Consider the following 14,842-nt stretch of genomic DNA (forward strand, 5'->3'; position numbering starts at 1 on the left):
TTATGTAAAGACCATTTACTTGATCATTTCATAACTTCTTTTAATGAAGTTAGTCAATTCTTCACCCTTAAGTAAACCTTGGGACAAGCGCGCTAAATCCAAACTTTGGTTGATTAAACGTTCTTGTTTCTTACGGGTTTTGGTGCTAATGATTTCTCCAACTAATTCTGAATTTGTGTTGACAATTAGGTTGTACATGTCTGGCATGTTACCCATTCCAAACATACCACCACCAGTCATTTGCATTTCTTTCATTCGACGCATAAATTCTGGTTGGGTAATCATAAATGGTGCAGCATCGCTATCCATGTTCTCCAATTTCACGGTAAACTTCTCCGCCGGAATCACCTCTTTTAATAACTCATCCAATTCCTTTTGTTGGTCTTCTGTTAATTTAGAGATTTTATTTTCATCCTTTTTGATCAAATTGTCAACGTGATCGGCATCCACACGAGTAAAGGTGATATTTTCCTTAGATCCTTCCAATTTCTGCATTAAGTGAGAAACAATAGGTGAGTCAAGGAACAATACTTCATAGCCTTTGGCTTGAGCTGCTTCAATATAACTGTGTTGGGCATCTTTATCAGAGGCATAAAGGATGACTAATTTATCGTCCTTGTCAGTTTGTTTGGCCTTAATGGCGTTATACAATTCTTCATATGTATAATATTTGCCATCAACTGTTGGATAAAGTGCAAATGCTTCAGCTTTTTCAAAGAATTTTTCTTCAGAAAGCATTCCATATTCAATAACAATTTTGATGTCATTCCATTTCTTTTCAAAATCTTCACGATTGTTATTGAAAAGAGATTTTAATTTATCGGCTACTTTTCTGGTGATGTAAGAAGAAATTTTCTTAACCGCCCCATCAGCTTGTAAATAAGAACGCGAAACATTCAAAGGAATGTCTGGAGAGTCAATAACCCCTCGCAACATGGTTAAAAATTCAGGAACAATTCCTTCTACATTATCGGTAACAAACACTTGGTTTTGGTACAATTGAATGCGATCCTTTTGAACGTTTAGGTCATTGGTCATTTTAGGGAAATAAAGGATTCCCGTTAAATTGAAAGGATAATCTACGTTCAAATGAATATGGAACAAAGGCTCCTCAAATTGCATTGGGTAAAGCTCACGATAGAAGTTTTTATAGTCTTCATCTTCTAAATCGGTTGGCTGTTTGGTCCAAGCCGGAGTTGGGTTGTTGATGATATCATCAACCTCTTGGGTTGGAGCTGGCTCATTTTCTTTAGCATCCTCTGGTTTTGGTAGGGTTTCCGTTTTTGTTCCAAACTTAATTGGAATAGGCATAAACTTGTTGTATTTCACCAACAACTCCCTAATTCTTGAATCTTCTAAAAATTCTTTGTCTTCATCATTGATGTGAAGAATGATCTCAGTACCTCTTTCGGTTTTATCATGCGGTTCAAGGGTAAATTCTGGAGACCCATCACAAGTCCAGTGTACAGCTTCCTCATTTTCTAAATAAGATTTAGTAATGATTTCAACTTTACTGGCCACCATAAATGCTGAGTAAAAACCTAATCCGAAGTGCCCTATGATGCCACTATCTTTGGCAGAGTCTTTATACTTGTTTAAAAACTCTTCGGCACCCGAAAAAGCAACCTCGTTTATATATTTTTCTACCTCTTCAGCCGTCATACCAATACCTTGGTCAATGATGTGAAGCGTTTTTTGATCTTTATCTACTTTTATTTCAATAAGAGGATTGCCATATTCAACCTTGGCTTCTCCTATACCTGTAAGATGCTTTAGTTTTAAAGTCGCATCCGTTGCGTTACTGATTAGCTCACGCAAAAAGATTTCGTGATCACTGTACAGGAATTTCTTAATTAATGGAAAGATATTTTCAACCGAAACATTAATATTTCCTTTTGCCATAGTATCTAAAATTTAATTTCTGTTTTTTAATAATTTTCGAAATGTAGTAGTCAAAAAAAATACCAACCGAAAAAAGATGACAAAGTGACATTTTGTATATGTTATGCATGCATAACGATAGCTTTTGTTTTATTGATAAAATAGGGGTGAATTAATTAAATTGCACAAGCAAATATGTTCTAAATTTTATGTACAATTCAAAAATTAGTGGGTTAGGTTATTATGTGCCAGACCACGTAGTCAGTAATGATGATTTGACCCAATTGATGGATACCAGTGATGAATGGATTCAAGAAAGAACTGGAATTCAAGAACGTCGTTGGGTGAAACCCGGTTCAGGGGAAACAACTTCTTCTATGGGCGTTAAAGCAGCTAAAATTGCGATTGAACGCGCTGGTATAGATAAAAATGACATTGATTTTATTGTCTTTGCGACCTTAAGCCCTGATTACTACTTTCCAGGTCCAGGTGTTACTGTTCAAAAGGAATTGGGTATCAAAACGGTGGGAGCACTTGATGTGAGAAATCAATGTTCTGGATTTGTTTATGGACTATCTGTGGCAGACCAATTTATTAAAACCGGGATGTATAAACATGTTTTGGTTATCGGTAGCGAACTTCATTCTCATGGTTTGGATAAAACCACACGAGGACGAGGCGTTTCGGTGATATTTGGAGATGGGGCTGGAGCAGCCGTTTTATCGAGAACGGAGGATACAAAAAAAGGAATATTATCCACCCACTTGCATTCTGAAGGGGAACATGCTGAAGAATTAAGTCTTATCGCTCCCGGAATGGGGAAAAGATGGGTGACCGATATATTGGCTGATAACAGTGAGCAGGATGAAAGCTACTATCCGTATATGAATGGACAGTTTGTTTTTAAAAATGCAGTGGTTCGCTTTAGTGAAGTGATCATGGAAGGATTGAATAAAAATGAATTGACGCCTCAGGATATTGACATGTTGATTCCGCATCAAGCCAATTTGAGAATTGCACAATTCATTCAAAAGAAGTTTAAATTGTCTGACGATCAGGTTTACAATAACATTCAAAAATATGGAAATACCACTGCAGCTTCCATTCCAATTGCCTTGACAGAGGCATGGGAAAAAGGGAAGATTAAGGAAGGAGATACGGTTGTGTTGGCAGCCTTTGGAAGTGGTTTCACTTGGGGAAGTGCCATTATAAAATGGTAAATTTCAAAATAAAATTAAAATAAATAGAAAAACCCGGGGCATTTTAAAATTACCTCGGGTTTTTCACTATTAACCAACTTAACTAACACTAAATTTATAAAACGAAACTGTTTTATTAGAATGTTCTATAAATCCTTAATTACTTAAAACTTATCACTCATTTATATAGACGGTAAAACCTTGAAATTATTTCAAACATTAACACATTTAACTAGGTTTTAACAAACCTTATACAAATCGAAAACCCAAAGCAGTGACACTTTGGGTTTTCTTATTTAATAGCCTGACATTAACACTAACCATCAACTATTATGTATTGGCTATTAAATATCTTACATAAATCCACCTTCACCAGATTTAACGTTATTGTCACGTTGCTTTCTGCTTAAGGCTCTATATTTTCCACCACCAAATCTATAGGCTAAACTGACATTCCAGGTATTACTTTCCCAGTTGAACTCACCAGTAGATGGATAGGGCGTGTCCCCGTCAAACCTAAACTGCATGGTGTTGAATATGTCATTGTAATTAAAGCTAAAGGTAGCACGTTGATCTTGTAAAAACGAATACCTTAACCCACTATTAACAAAATACATGGGTTTTCTGTTAAGCTGGATGCCTTCTTCACGTCCACGATACATGGCAAACAACGATAAGGCAAGTTGTTTGGTGACTTTAAAATTATTGAAAACTCTAAAATTCCATACCACATTGTCTGCAGTAACTGTTTGGGTAGAAATATCATCAATGGTTGCATTATCTACCGTTGTTGAAAGGATTTCGGTTACTCCTTTTTGTTTTCTGGAGTACAAATCAAAACTGGCATTAAAGCTCCACCATTTGGTTGGTCTGTAATTACTGGATAGTTCTAGACCATAAGCCGAGGTGTTGCTAAAGTTATCATAAGACAGGATGACTTTTTCCAAATCTAATCGGTCAATAAAAACTGCACGGTTGATTTCGTCTTCAATAATTCTGTAAAAAACACCTGCGGTCAAAGATCCATTTTTAAGCTTTCGGGTGTAGTTACTTTCTATGGAGTTCGTAAACTGTGGTTGTAATTCTGTATTCCCATAAGATGAAATTAAAGGCGTACTCCATTCCCTAATGGGATTGACTTGTTGTAAGCCAGGTCTATCTACACGTCTACTAAAGCTTAACTGATAAGTATTTTTATCGCTAGGATTATAAGTTAAAAAGGCGGAAGGATACACTTGGATGTAATCATTCTCAAAAGGGATTACTTCTGTGCCTGATTCTGTATAGCGTAATGCCTCGGCATCAACCGTGACACTTTCAAAACGAGCACCAACTTGATAGGTCCATTTTTCGTAGTTCTTTCCAAAGGTAGCATAGGCCGAATAGATGTTTCTGCCATAATCAAAATCGGTACTTGGAGTTGGGGCTATATTGCCTTCAGAATTAAAAGTAAACCCAGAGGAGTCATAATAAATTTCACTATTAAACAAACGCACTTCACCTCCCAATTCCAATTTGGTGTTGTCATTTAATGGATTGACATAATCTACGTTAATAGTTGTTTGGTCTCTATTGGTATCCACATGATCCGTATAATCCGTAGTTGGAATATTGGTGAAATCAAAGTTGGCCGTTTGGTTTTGATCAAAAACATTGTAGTCAACTTCGATGTCCAGTTGCTCACCTTCCTTTTTAAATTCCCTTTTATAGGCTAGGTTATATTGTGAGGTATTATTATCTGTTTCGTCATTGGAATCTTGGATTTCTGTAGGGGCATTGTCATAATAGATAGTTGTAACTCCATTGCCTTTGCCGTCATAAAGGTTTTGATTGGTAAAAAACGAAAGCGTGTTTTTATCGTTCATGTAAAAATCCAAACCAACTTTATATAAATGGGATTTATTATTGTTAAGGAAGTTTACATTCTGTTCTGACTCGTTAAATGCTCTATAAATAGTCCCGTAATTGGTGTTGCTTCCAATATTGTTTCCATAATTACCATATAAATTAAATTTCCCATTTCGGTAATTCATATCGATGGAGCTGTTGAATCGCGCATTGATTTCTTTGGTCAATCCAAAATTCAAATTTCCATTAAATCCAAGTTTGGTGTTTTTATGAAGGATGATATTGATGATCCCACTCATTCCCTCTGGATTGTATTTAGCCGAAGGGTTCGTAATCAATTCAATGCTTTTAATGGATGTGGAAGGGATTTGTTTCAAAAGTTGGGCCACGGGCACATTAGAAAGTTTTCCATCTACCATCACCCTTACATTTTCATTCCCTCTTAAACTAATGTTTCCAGTTTGTTGATCCACACTCACCGATGGGATGTTGTTCATGATATCAGAAGCCGATACCCCAGAAGTAGTTAAATCTTTTCCCACATTGATCACTTTTCTGTCTACTTTTTGTTCGATTGTAGAAGTTTCGGCCACGATAGTCACTTCATTGAGACTCGTTGCTTCTTCCTCTAGGAGAATATTACCTAGCTCAATGTTTTTATTGTTTTTATCAATGGTAATGTTCCTTGAAACGGTTTTATATCCTATATACTGTACACTTACTACCAAATCGCCATCAGGAACGGATGTGATTTTAAAGTCGCCATTGTCATCTGTGATGCCTCCGGTTATGGTTATACCTGATTTGTTTTTTACTACAATGGTTACATAGGGAAGGGGTTGTTGGAGTTTGGAGTCTAATACTTTTCCGGTAATGAGTCCTTGTTTATCCAATAAGTTTACTGAAGTTTGGCTATAGGTAAATGTAAAACACATGAACAAGCCAAGAAATAAAATAAATGATTTCATTCTTTGATGATCGATTTTTTGATTGATTGTTTAAAGTATAGACGTCTGTTGTGGATGGATGTTACTATCTTTAAAAATCCTTAACAACACTTTAACATATGAGCAAAAAAACTTTAGTGATGGGGGCATCGACAAAACCTAACAGATATTCCAATTATGCTTTGGAACGTCTAATAGATAGTGGATATGATGTGATGGCTTTTGGTAAAAGAGAAGGGCAAGTGTCTGGGATATCTATCGACACAGAGCTAGTTCCTTATGAAGATGTCCATACAATAACATTATATCTTGGTCCTAAAAATCAAACGGCATACTATGATTATATTGTTTCCTTAAATCCGAAGCGGGTTATTTTCAATCCAGGAACCGAAAATCCAGAGCTATATCAAATATTAAGAGAGGCAAAGATTCCTTTTGAGGCGTCTTGTACTTTAGTGCTCCTTTCTACGAATCAGTACTAAGCCCAAAAACATCAACAGCCCGTTGATGATCAAAATTTCAAACCCTATTTGGTAACCATTAAACATGACGGTGGAATATTGGTTGATAAAATAGGAAAGAATCGGGGCTACTATGGCTATGATCCATACCCAGTGATCTTTAATTTGTTGCTTGGTGAAAATACCAAAAGCGAATAACCCTAATAGTGGCCCATAGGTATAACCAGCGGCTTTAAAAAGTTCCCAGATAACAGATACATCTTTAAAAATGAGGTCGTAAATAAGAATGACCAGTACTAAAACAAGACTCATGCACACATGAACAATCTTTCTGATATCCTTTTGTTTGGATTGTGGTTTTTTATCCAATTCTATAATATCAATACAAAAGGAGGTTGTCAAGGAAGTTAAAGCAGAGTCGGCACTGGAGTATGCCGAGGCAATCAAACCAAGAATAAAAAAGGCGGAAATGGCCAGTCCGATATCTGGTAACATAGCAATGGTAGGGAATAAATCATCTTTGTTGACATCAAAGCCATTTTGTCTGGCATATTGGGTCAATAATAGTCCCAAGGTTAAAAAAAGAAGGTTCACAAAAATCAAGATCACACTAAATGATATCATGTTCTTTTGTGCTTCTTTTAGATTTTTACAGGTCAAATTTTTCTGCATCATGTCCTGATCCAAACCAGTCATGGTAATGGTGATAAACATTCCAGATAAAAAGCTTTTTACAAAATATTGTGCATCGTTAATGTCATCAAAGAAAAACATTTTGCTCATAGGGCTAGCAACCACCGTTTGGTAAATATCTCCAATGCCATTTAGGTTCATTTTACTAGCCACAAAAATGATGGTAACAACAACTGAGACCAGCATGAATAGGGTCTGTAGGGTATCGGTGAAAATAATGGTCTTTATTCCTCCTCTAAAAGTATAAAGCCAAATAAGACCTATGGTAATCAATACGGTTACCACAAAAGGAATGTTGAACTGATCAAAAATCAATAGTTGCATGACATTGGCTACCAAAAAGAGCCTGAAAGCAGCTCCTACAATCCTAGAAACCAAAAAAGCAATGGCACCTGTTTTATAAGAAACGTTTCCAAAACGGTCCCTTAAATAGGTGTAAATGGAAGTCAGATTGAGTTTGTAATAAATGGGTAAGAGTACATAAGCTATGGCTATGTAACCAAACAAATAGCCAAAAACTACTTGCATGTAACCAAATTGTTTGTCTTCTACGGCACCAGGGACCGAAATAAAGGTGACTCCAGAAAGGGAAGCTCCAATCATACCAAAAGCAACCAAATACCAAGGGGCTGATTTGTTGGCTTTAAAAAAGGCTTCGTTGGTGTCTTCTTTTCCTGTAAAATAGGAAATGGCGATTAAAACAATAAAATAACCTAATATAAGACTGGCAATAACAATGGGCGACATGAAGCTAAGAATTCCTGGTTACAAATTACAAATGTATAAGTATTTCTTTAATGTAAAGTTGTAACTTCGCACTTATGGAATTTTCATCAAAATTGTTGGCTAAAGCTGTTGACGAAATGTCACAATTACCGGGCATAGGGAAGCGAACAGCACTTAGGTTGGTCTTGCATTTATTGAGACAGCCAGAGGGGCAAACAATACAATTGGCAGATGCCCTAAAGTTGCTGAGACAGCAAATTAAACTATGTAAAAGTTGCAATAACATCAGTGATACGGAATTGTGCGATATATGTTCCAATCCCCGCAGAAATCCAGAGATTATTTGTGTGGTGGAAGATATACGCGACGTCATGGCCATTGAGAATACCAGCTCCTTTAAAGGGCTTTATCACGTATTGGGAGGTAAAATTTCTCCTATGGATGGTATTGGCCCCAATGATCTTAATATTCAACCTTTGGTAGATAAGGTAAAGCAGGGTGAGGTGAAAGAGCTTATTTTTGCTTTGGGATCTACTATGGAAGGCGATACCACAAATTTCTACATCTATAAGCAAATTCAGGACTACGAAGTTCAAACAACTACAATAGCTAGAGGAATTTCAGTAGGGAATGAATTGGAATACACAGATGAAATTACTTTGGGAAGAAGTATCATAAACCGTATTCCTTTTGAGGTGTCTATAAAATCGTAACACCACATTTTTGAAACTTTCAGTTGTCATATTAAACTATAATGTTCGCTATTTTTTAGAATTATGTCTAAAAAGTGTGGAGTACGCTATTAGGCATATGGATGCCGAAATTATTGTGGTGGACAATCAGTCTTCAGATGAGAGTTGCGAGATGGTTAAAAAACTATTTCCTAATGTAAAGCTTATTGAAAATAAAGAAAATGTAGGGTTTTCAAAAGGGAATAACATTGGAGTAGAGCGGGCTCAGGGAGAGTTTATCTGTATTCTTAATCCAGATACGGTTATTGCAGAAGATACTTTTGAGAAGCTATTATCCTTTTCTGATTCTAAAGAAAATCTCGGTATTGTAGGCTGCAGATTAATAGATGGGAAAGGTAAATTTCTGCCAGAAAGCAAAAGAAATACTCCGAAACCTTTTGTTGCTTTGAAAAAAATGATTGGAAAATCCAATGCCTATTACGCCAATCAATTGGAGGAAACCCAGCAAGGAATGGTGCCTATTTTGGTGGGGGCATTTATGTTTTTAAAGCGTGAGGTGTATCAAGATATAGGCGGATTTGATGAAGATTATTTTATGTATGGAGAAGATGTGGATATTTCTTATAAGGCGATAAAGAAAGGGTATCAAAACTTTTATTTTGGAGATACTACTGTCATTCATTTTAAGGGAGAAAGTACTTTGAAGAATGTACATTATGCCAAAAGGTTCTATGGAGCAATGCAGATTTTTTATCAAAAGCATTTTAAAAAGAACCCGTTGTTTAACGCCGTTGTTTGGTTGGGCATCAAATTGGCCTTTTTAATGAGGCGAGAACCCAAAGAAGAGAAGAAACAAGTGGAGCGTTATGTACTGTTTTCTGATAAAATTCCTTCAGACTTAAGGCAGAAATTGAATAAACCGGTCAAGTTGTTGGGAGATGTAGGGAATTTGCAGGAAGAGGATGAAGTAGTGTTTGATACAGACTTTTTGACATTTAAGGAAATTATAGGATTTCTTTTGGAGTGGCGGGAAAGTAAAAGTCTTACCTTTAAGTTTTTAATGCAAAAATCACACTACTTAGTAGGTAGTAATAGCTCCAAAAATCGAGGCGAATTAATCTATTTAAAAAATAATGATTAGCAAAATTTCAGTGAATTGGATATTTTTTCAGTAATTTTGCAGTCGAAAAATAAAAAAACATCATTTTATTGAGGATATGGCAAAATTCGAATTAAAGCTCCCTAAAATGGGTGAAAGTGTTGCAGAAGCAACCATCACATCTTGGTTAAAAGAAGTTGGTGATACCATTGAAGCCGATGAGGCAGTATTGGAAATTGCAACTGATAAAGTAGATAGTGAAGTCCCTAGTGAGGTGGATGGAGTTTTGGTGGAAAAATTATTTGAAACCGATGAGGTTGTCCAAGTAGGGCAGACTATCGCCATTATTGAAACCGAAGGGGAAGCAAGTGCACCAAAAAAGGAAGAGACCCAAGTTGAAGCCGAGGAAGGTGTTGATGCTGATGTAGTGTCTGAAATTAATCAAACCGTTGAGGTGGCAAAAGATACGGCAGCACCAGTAATTTCATCTGGAGATCGTTTTTACTCACCTTTGGTGAAAAATATAGCTCAAAAAGAAAATATTTCGCAAGAGGAACTGGATGCCTTACCAGGAACAGGAAAAGACGGTCGCGTTACCAAAAATGATATTTTAGGTTATTTGGAAAATAGAACTGATGCTACGCCAGTAAAACAGCAAGCTGTTTCTGCTTCTCAAAAATCAGAACCTGTTAAGGAAACTCCTAAACCAGCTCCAATTCCTTCAGGAGATGATGAAATTATTGAAATGACAAGAATGGGGAAACTCATTTCACATCATATGGTTCAGTCGGTGCAAACCTCTGCCCATGTTCAAAGTTTTATTGAAGCCGACGTAACCAAAATTTGGAACTGGCGTAAAAAGGTTAAAGACAGTTTTGCTAAGCGTGAAGGCGAAAACTTGACGTTTACACCAATCTTTATGGAAGCTATTGCAAAGGCTCTTAGAGATTTCCCAATGATGAACATTTCTGTTCAAGATGATAAAATAATTAAAAAGAAACATATCAACCTAGGGATGGCGGCAGCTTTACCTGATGGCAACTTAATTGTTCCAGTGATCAAGGATGCTGACCAATTGAACTTGGTAGGAATGACTAAAAAAGTCAATGACTTGGCTAATAGATCTCGATTGAATCAATTAAAGCCAGACGAAATTCAAGGGGGAACTTATACAGTTACTAATGTAGGAACCTTTGGTAGTGTCATGGGAACGCCCATTATCAATCAACCTCAAGTAGGGATATTGGCTTTGGGAGCTATTAGAAAAGTGCCAGCTGTGGTAGAAACACCAGAAGGTGATTTTATTGGTATTAGATACCGCATGTTCTTATCACACTCTTATGATCACCGAGTGGTGAATGGAGCTCTGGGAGGACAATTTGTTCAAGCCGTAAAAAATTATTTGGAAGCTTGGGATCCTAATCGAGAGATTTAAATTTAGAATATATAGGGCCTTAATGTTGATTAAGGCCTTTTTATTTATTTATCTTTACCAAAAATTGTAGCATGTCTCTTAAATTAAACAAACCTATTTGCTTTTTTGATTTAGAAACAACAGGAATCAATATTTCAAAAGACCGAATTGTTGAGATTTCCATTCTAAAAGTCCATCCAAACGGCAAGGAGGATATTTATACACAGTTGGTCAATCCAACCATTCCTATTCCTGCAGAAACAACTAAAGTACATGGTATTTCAGATGCTGATGTAGCAGATAAGCCTACCTTTAAAGAAATTGCCAAGGAGGTGAGTCAAATGATTAAAGATGCCGATTTGGGAGGTTTTAATTCCAATAGGTTTGATATTCCATTGTTGGCCGAAGAGATGCTTAGGGCTGAAGTAGATTTTGATATGAAAAACAGATTGGCCGTGGATGTTCAGGCTATATTTCATAAAATGGAACAACGCACACTTAGTGCAGCCTATAAATTCTATTGTGATAAAAACTTAGAGGATGCCCACAGTGCCGAGGCAGATACCAAAGCAACTTATGAGGTTTTAAAAGCTCAAGTAGAGCGTTATGAAGCCTTGGAAAATGACATGAAGTTTTTGGCCGAGTTTAGCTCCAGAAAACAATATGCCGATTTTGCTGGTTTTATTGCCTTTAACAAAAAAGGAGAGGAGTGCTTTTCCTTTGGGAAACATAAGGGTAAAAGAGTCGAGGACGTACTTACAGAAGAACCAGGCTATTTTGGTTGGTTGTTAAATGCCGATTTTCCGTTGTATACCAAAAAAGTGCTGACAGCTATTAAATTGAGAAACTTTAATAATAAATTGAGTTAGAATGAAGCTCATTTGTATTGGTAGAAATTACACCGATCATATTGCAGAGTTGGCAAATGAAAGACCCACAGATCCGGTCATCTTTATGAAGCCAGATACATCTATTTTGCCTGCTAAACACCCCTTTTTTATTCCTGATTTTTCTGATGACGTACATCATGAAGTTGAAATTCTTGTAAAAATCAGTAAAGTAGGAAAACATATCGATAAAAAATTTGCTCATAAATATTATGACCAAATAGGTTTGGGAATTGATTTTACGGCTAGAGATTTGCAGGCACAATTAAAATCCAAAGGATTGCCGTGGGAAAAGGCTAAGGGGTTTGATGGCGCTGCCGTTATAGGAGACTGGTTGCCAAAAGAGCAATTTGAAAACTTGAATGATGTCTCGTTTTCATTAACCAAAAACGGAAATAAGGTGCAAGAGGGCAATACGAGTCTTATGCTCTGGAAAATTGATGAGATAATAGAATATGTGTCCAAATATTTCACTTTAAAAATTGGAGATATTATCTTTACAGGAACACCTGCCGGTGTGAGTAAAGTAGAAGCGAATGATGAATTAATAGGTTACATTGGTAATCAACCTATGTTTACCGTAACTGTAAAATAACTATGGAAGCGCATTATAAATTATATAGAGTAAGGGAAATGGCCGATGGCGATGAGGATTTTGTTGCTGCATTGGCTGCAGCTTTTTTGGAGGAAGTTCCAGAAGATGCTGAACGATTGAAAAAAGCAGTAGCAGAAAAAGATTATTATACGGCTTATCAGGCTGCCCATAAAATGAAACCAACCGTAGATTTGTTTGAATTGGGTGTTTTGTCAAACTTGATTGAAGTTCAGGATTGGGGAAAGTTTGAAAAAACGGGTTTGGATATATCGGATGAGTTGGACATTGTTTTGACTGCCGTTGACCAAGCTGTTGAGGAAATCAAGTCCGATTTTGGATTGTAACCCATGCAAGCAGAAATTATTACCATTGGCGATGAGATTTTAATCGGCCAAATCGTTGATACCAATTCCGCATTTATTAGTAAAGCCCTTAATCAGATAGGGGTTTCGGTATATCAAATCACCTCTGTTCAAGATGATCGGGAACATATTCTAAAGGCTTTAGCTGAAGCTGAGGAGAATGCCGATATTATTTTGATTACTGGTGGACTGGGACCCACCAAAGACGATATTACCAAAAAAACTATTGCAGAGTATTTTGATGATACCTTAATTAGGGATGAAGCTGTTCTTGAAAACATTCGTCGCATCTGGGATACCTATATAAAAAAACCGCTGATTCAGGTTAATATCGATCAAGCTCTTGTGCCTTCAAAAGCAACCGCTTTAATGAATGTAAACGGGAGTGCTCCCGGTATGTGGTTGGAAAGGAATGGGAAAGTATTTGTTTCCATGCCTGGAGTGCCATTTGAGATGAAGGCTTTAATGACTGATGAGGTTTTGCCAAGACTCCGAAGGAAATTTAAGTTTCCATATATAGAACATCAAACAGTTCTAACCCATGGTATAGGGGAGAGTGCTTTAGCAGAACGAATTGAAACATGGGAAGACCATTTACCTAAGTTTGTCAAGTTGGCCTATTTGCCAAATTTGGGAAGGGTTCGATTACGTCTTTCCGCCAAGGGAATGGATAAAGCCGTAATCCAAAATGAGATCAAGCAACAAATCGATTTGTTGATGCCCCAAATAGAAGATGTGTTTGTAGGATTTGAGAACGATGGAAGTATTGAGGAACTAATAGGTAGCGCTTTAGAGGCAAACCATCAAACCATTGCAACTGCCGAAAGCTGTACAGGTGGAAAAATTGCTGAAATGTTTACAGCACACCCAGGAGCTTCCCACTATTTTAAGGGAAGTGTGGTGACTTACGCGACGGAAACCAAGGTGAAGGTTTTGGGTCTTTCGGAAGAATTGATTGAAAAATATTCGGTAGTGAGTGCCGAGGTAGCTCAAGCAATGGCAGCAAGAGCTCGACTACTTTTTAATTCGGATTACGCTATAGCAACAACAGGTAATGCAGGTCCAGATAAAGGAGACTCAGAAGCAGAAGTGGGGACGGTATTTATTGCTATTGCCTCTAAACAAGGGGTTTTGACGCATGAATTTCATTTTGGGAGCCATCGGGAACGGGTTATAAATAAGGCTGCAAATAAAGCTTTGGAATTATTACATAAAGAAATTTTAAAAAAGTAATAATATTAGTTTGTTGATATAGATAAGTTTTACTAAATTTGCACCCTGTTTTGAAATAAGAACAATTTAAAGTCAGAAAAAGATGTCTAGAGTTTGTGAACTTACTGGTAAGAAAGCAATGGTTGGGAACAATGTTTCTCACGCGATGAATAAAACAAAACGTAAATTTGATGCAAATTTGATCAAAAAACGTTTTTATATTCCTGAAGAAGATAAGTGGGTAACCTTAAAGGTTTCTACAGCCGCTTTGAAAACGATCAACAGAATTGGTATTTCTGCCGCTATCAAACAAGCGAAAGCTAAAGGATATTTAAAATAATAGATAACGCGAAAAAACACCTACAATGGCAAAGAAAGGGAATAGAATACAGGTTATATTAGAGTGTACAGAGCATAAAGAGTCTGGAATGCCAGGTACTTCTCGTTACATTACTACTAAGAACAAAAAGAATACGCCAGATAGAATGGAGATTAAGAAATTTAATCCAATTCTTAAGCGTATGACAATTCATAAAGAAATTAAATAATTAGGATTTTTTACATTTTGTAAAAATTTCAAAGAACATTTGAATCATGGCAAAGAAATCAGTAGCATCATTACAAACAGGATCTAAGAGATTAACTAAAGCTATCAAAATGGTTAAATCTCCTAAGAGTGGGGCATATACATTTGTAGAATCAATTATGACTCCTGAAGAAGTTAACGATTGGTTAAGCAAACAAAACTAAACCAAGCAGTAAGTTTTTTAAGATATACAAGCAGCTTTCAATATTTTGAAAGCTGCTTTTGTTTTATATTTGCTCT

Annotated in this window: 15 protein-coding genes; 12 read left to right on the forward strand and 3 right to left on the reverse strand. The window is 36.5% G+C overall.

Annotated elements, in window-relative coordinates; all coding sequences use genetic code 11:
* Positions 1–15: 15 nt before the first annotated feature.
* Entirely contained in the window at positions 16–1,902 is a 1,887-nt protein-coding gene (htpG, locus tag GZ212_RS09865) for a molecular chaperone HtpG (protein WP_166959512.1), read from the reverse strand.
* Positions 1,903–2,090: 188 nt separating this feature from the next.
* Between htpG and GZ212_RS09870 the strand changes: the two genes are divergently transcribed.
* On the forward strand, positions 2,091–3,101 hold the full coding sequence (locus GZ212_RS09870; RefSeq protein WP_166959515.1) for a 3-oxoacyl-ACP synthase III family protein: 1,011 nt from the start codon (positions 2,091–2,093) through the stop codon (positions 3,099–3,101).
* Between the two features lie 332 nt (positions 3,102–3,433).
* On the opposite strand, the gene GZ212_RS09875 is transcribed toward GZ212_RS09870, so the two are convergent.
* On the reverse strand, positions 3,434–5,896 hold the full coding sequence (locus tag GZ212_RS09875) for a TonB-dependent receptor domain-containing protein (protein WP_166959518.1): 2,463 nt from the start codon (positions 5,894–5,896) through the stop codon (positions 3,434–3,436).
* Positions 5,897–5,994: 98 nt separating this feature from the next.
* Between GZ212_RS09875 and GZ212_RS09880 the strand changes: the two genes are divergently transcribed.
* A complete protein-coding gene (locus GZ212_RS09880; protein WP_166959522.1) occupies positions 5,995–6,357 on the forward strand; it encodes a CoA-binding protein in 363 nt (120 codons plus the stop codon).
* Here GZ212_RS09880 and GZ212_RS09885 read toward each other — a convergent pair.
* Complete coding sequence (locus tag GZ212_RS09885; protein ID WP_166959525.1) at positions 6,328–7,776, reverse strand: sodium:solute symporter; 1,449 nt, start codon at positions 7,774–7,776, stop codon at positions 6,328–6,330. The genes GZ212_RS09880 and GZ212_RS09885 overlap by 30 nt on opposite strands.
* 74 nt (positions 7,777–7,850) lie before the next feature.
* Here GZ212_RS09885 and recR point away from each other — a divergent pair, with 74 nt between their 5' ends.
* The 10 genes from recR to GZ212_RS09935 all read left to right on the forward strand — a co-directional run bounded on the left by recR (position 7,851) and on the right by GZ212_RS09935 (position 14,766).
* A complete protein-coding gene (gene recR / locus GZ212_RS09890; protein WP_166959528.1) occupies positions 7,851–8,468 on the forward strand; it encodes a recombination mediator RecR in 618 nt (205 codons plus the stop codon).
* Positions 8,469–8,478: 10 nt separating this feature from the next.
* Complete coding sequence (locus GZ212_RS09895) at positions 8,479–9,588, forward strand: glycosyltransferase family 2 protein (protein WP_166959531.1); 1,110 nt, start codon at positions 8,479–8,481, stop codon at positions 9,586–9,588.
* Between the two features lie 76 nt (positions 9,589–9,664).
* On the forward strand, positions 9,665–10,981 hold the full coding sequence (locus GZ212_RS09900) for a dihydrolipoamide acetyltransferase family protein (RefSeq protein ID WP_166959534.1): 1,317 nt from the start codon (positions 9,665–9,667) through the stop codon (positions 10,979–10,981).
* A 71-nt stretch (positions 10,982–11,052) separates the two neighbouring features.
* Positions 11,053–11,829 carry a 3'-5' exonuclease gene (locus GZ212_RS09905; RefSeq protein WP_053972425.1) on the forward strand — a complete coding sequence of 259 codons (777 nt, stop codon included), beginning with the start codon at positions 11,053–11,055 and terminating at the stop codon, positions 11,827–11,829.
* 1 nt (position 11,830) lies between these two features.
* Positions 11,831–12,442, forward strand: coding sequence for a fumarylacetoacetate hydrolase family protein (locus tag GZ212_RS09910; protein ID WP_166959537.1), 612 nt, complete (start codon positions 11,831–11,833; stop codon positions 12,440–12,442).
* Between the two features lie 2 nt (positions 12,443–12,444).
* Entirely contained in the window at positions 12,445–12,786 is a 342-nt protein-coding gene (locus tag GZ212_RS09915) for a hypothetical protein (protein WP_053972427.1), read from the forward strand.
* A gap of 3 nt (positions 12,787–12,789) precedes the next feature.
* Positions 12,790–14,037 (forward strand): competence/damage-inducible protein A, encoded by a 1,248-nt coding sequence (locus tag GZ212_RS09920; protein ID WP_166959540.1) that lies wholly within the window; start codon positions 12,790–12,792, stop codon positions 14,035–14,037.
* Positions 14,038–14,119: 82 nt separating this feature from the next.
* Positions 14,120–14,356 (forward strand): 50S ribosomal protein L28, encoded by a 237-nt coding sequence (gene rpmB, locus GZ212_RS09925; RefSeq protein WP_053972429.1) that lies wholly within the window; start codon positions 14,120–14,122, stop codon positions 14,354–14,356.
* Between the two features lie 25 nt (positions 14,357–14,381).
* On the forward strand, positions 14,382–14,564 hold the full coding sequence (gene rpmG, locus GZ212_RS09930) for a 50S ribosomal protein L33 (protein ID WP_053972430.1): 183 nt from the start codon (positions 14,382–14,384) through the stop codon (positions 14,562–14,564).
* 46 nt (positions 14,565–14,610) lie between these two features.
* Entirely contained in the window at positions 14,611–14,766 is a 156-nt protein-coding gene (locus tag GZ212_RS09935; protein ID WP_082316619.1) for a DUF4295 domain-containing protein, read from the forward strand.
* Positions 14,767–14,842 lie beyond the last annotated feature (76 nt).

The organism is Mangrovimonas sp. CR14, from assembly GCF_011764015.1.
GTDB classification, from domain to species: domain Bacteria; phylum Bacteroidota; class Bacteroidia; order Flavobacteriales; family Flavobacteriaceae; genus Mangrovimonas; species Mangrovimonas futianensis.

What these genes read in the sequence shown, in the direction of transcription:
- htpG (WP_166959512.1), bottom strand. Translation starts at nt 1,902, where the DNA reads ATGGCAAAAGGAAATATTAATGTTTCGGTTGAAAATATCTTTCCATTA.
- GZ212_RS09870 (WP_166959515.1), top strand. Translation starts at nt 2,091, where the DNA reads ATGTACAATTCAAAAATTAGTGGGTTAGGTTATTATGTGCCAGACCAC.
- GZ212_RS09875 (WP_166959518.1), bottom strand. Translation starts at nt 5,896, where the DNA reads ATGAAATCATTTATTTTATTTCTTGGCTTGTTCATGTGTTTTACATTT.
- GZ212_RS09880 (WP_166959522.1), top strand. Translation starts at nt 5,995, where the DNA reads ATGAGCAAAAAAACTTTAGTGATGGGGGCATCGACAAAACCTAACAGA.
- GZ212_RS09885 (WP_166959525.1), bottom strand. Translation starts at nt 7,776, where the DNA reads ATGTCGCCCATTGTTATTGCCAGTCTTATATTAGGTTATTTTATTGTT.
- recR (WP_166959528.1), top strand. Translation starts at nt 7,851, where the DNA reads ATGGAATTTTCATCAAAATTGTTGGCTAAAGCTGTTGACGAAATGTCA.
- GZ212_RS09900 (WP_166959534.1), top strand. Translation starts at nt 9,665, where the DNA reads ATGGCAAAATTCGAATTAAAGCTCCCTAAAATGGGTGAAAGTGTTGCA.
- GZ212_RS09905 (WP_053972425.1), top strand. Translation starts at nt 11,053, where the DNA reads ATGTCTCTTAAATTAAACAAACCTATTTGCTTTTTTGATTTAGAAACA.
- GZ212_RS09910 (WP_166959537.1), top strand. Translation starts at nt 11,831, where the DNA reads ATGAAGCTCATTTGTATTGGTAGAAATTACACCGATCATATTGCAGAG.
- GZ212_RS09915 (WP_053972427.1), top strand. Translation starts at nt 12,445, where the DNA reads ATGGAAGCGCATTATAAATTATATAGAGTAAGGGAAATGGCCGATGGC.
- GZ212_RS09920 (WP_166959540.1), top strand. Translation starts at nt 12,790, where the DNA reads ATGCAAGCAGAAATTATTACCATTGGCGATGAGATTTTAATCGGCCAA.
- rpmB (WP_053972429.1), top strand. Translation starts at nt 14,120, where the DNA reads ATGTCTAGAGTTTGTGAACTTACTGGTAAGAAAGCAATGGTTGGGAAC.
- rpmG (WP_053972430.1), top strand. Translation starts at nt 14,382, where the DNA reads ATGGCAAAGAAAGGGAATAGAATACAGGTTATATTAGAGTGTACAGAG.
- GZ212_RS09935 (WP_082316619.1), top strand. Translation starts at nt 14,611, where the DNA reads ATGGCAAAGAAATCAGTAGCATCATTACAAACAGGATCTAAGAGATTA.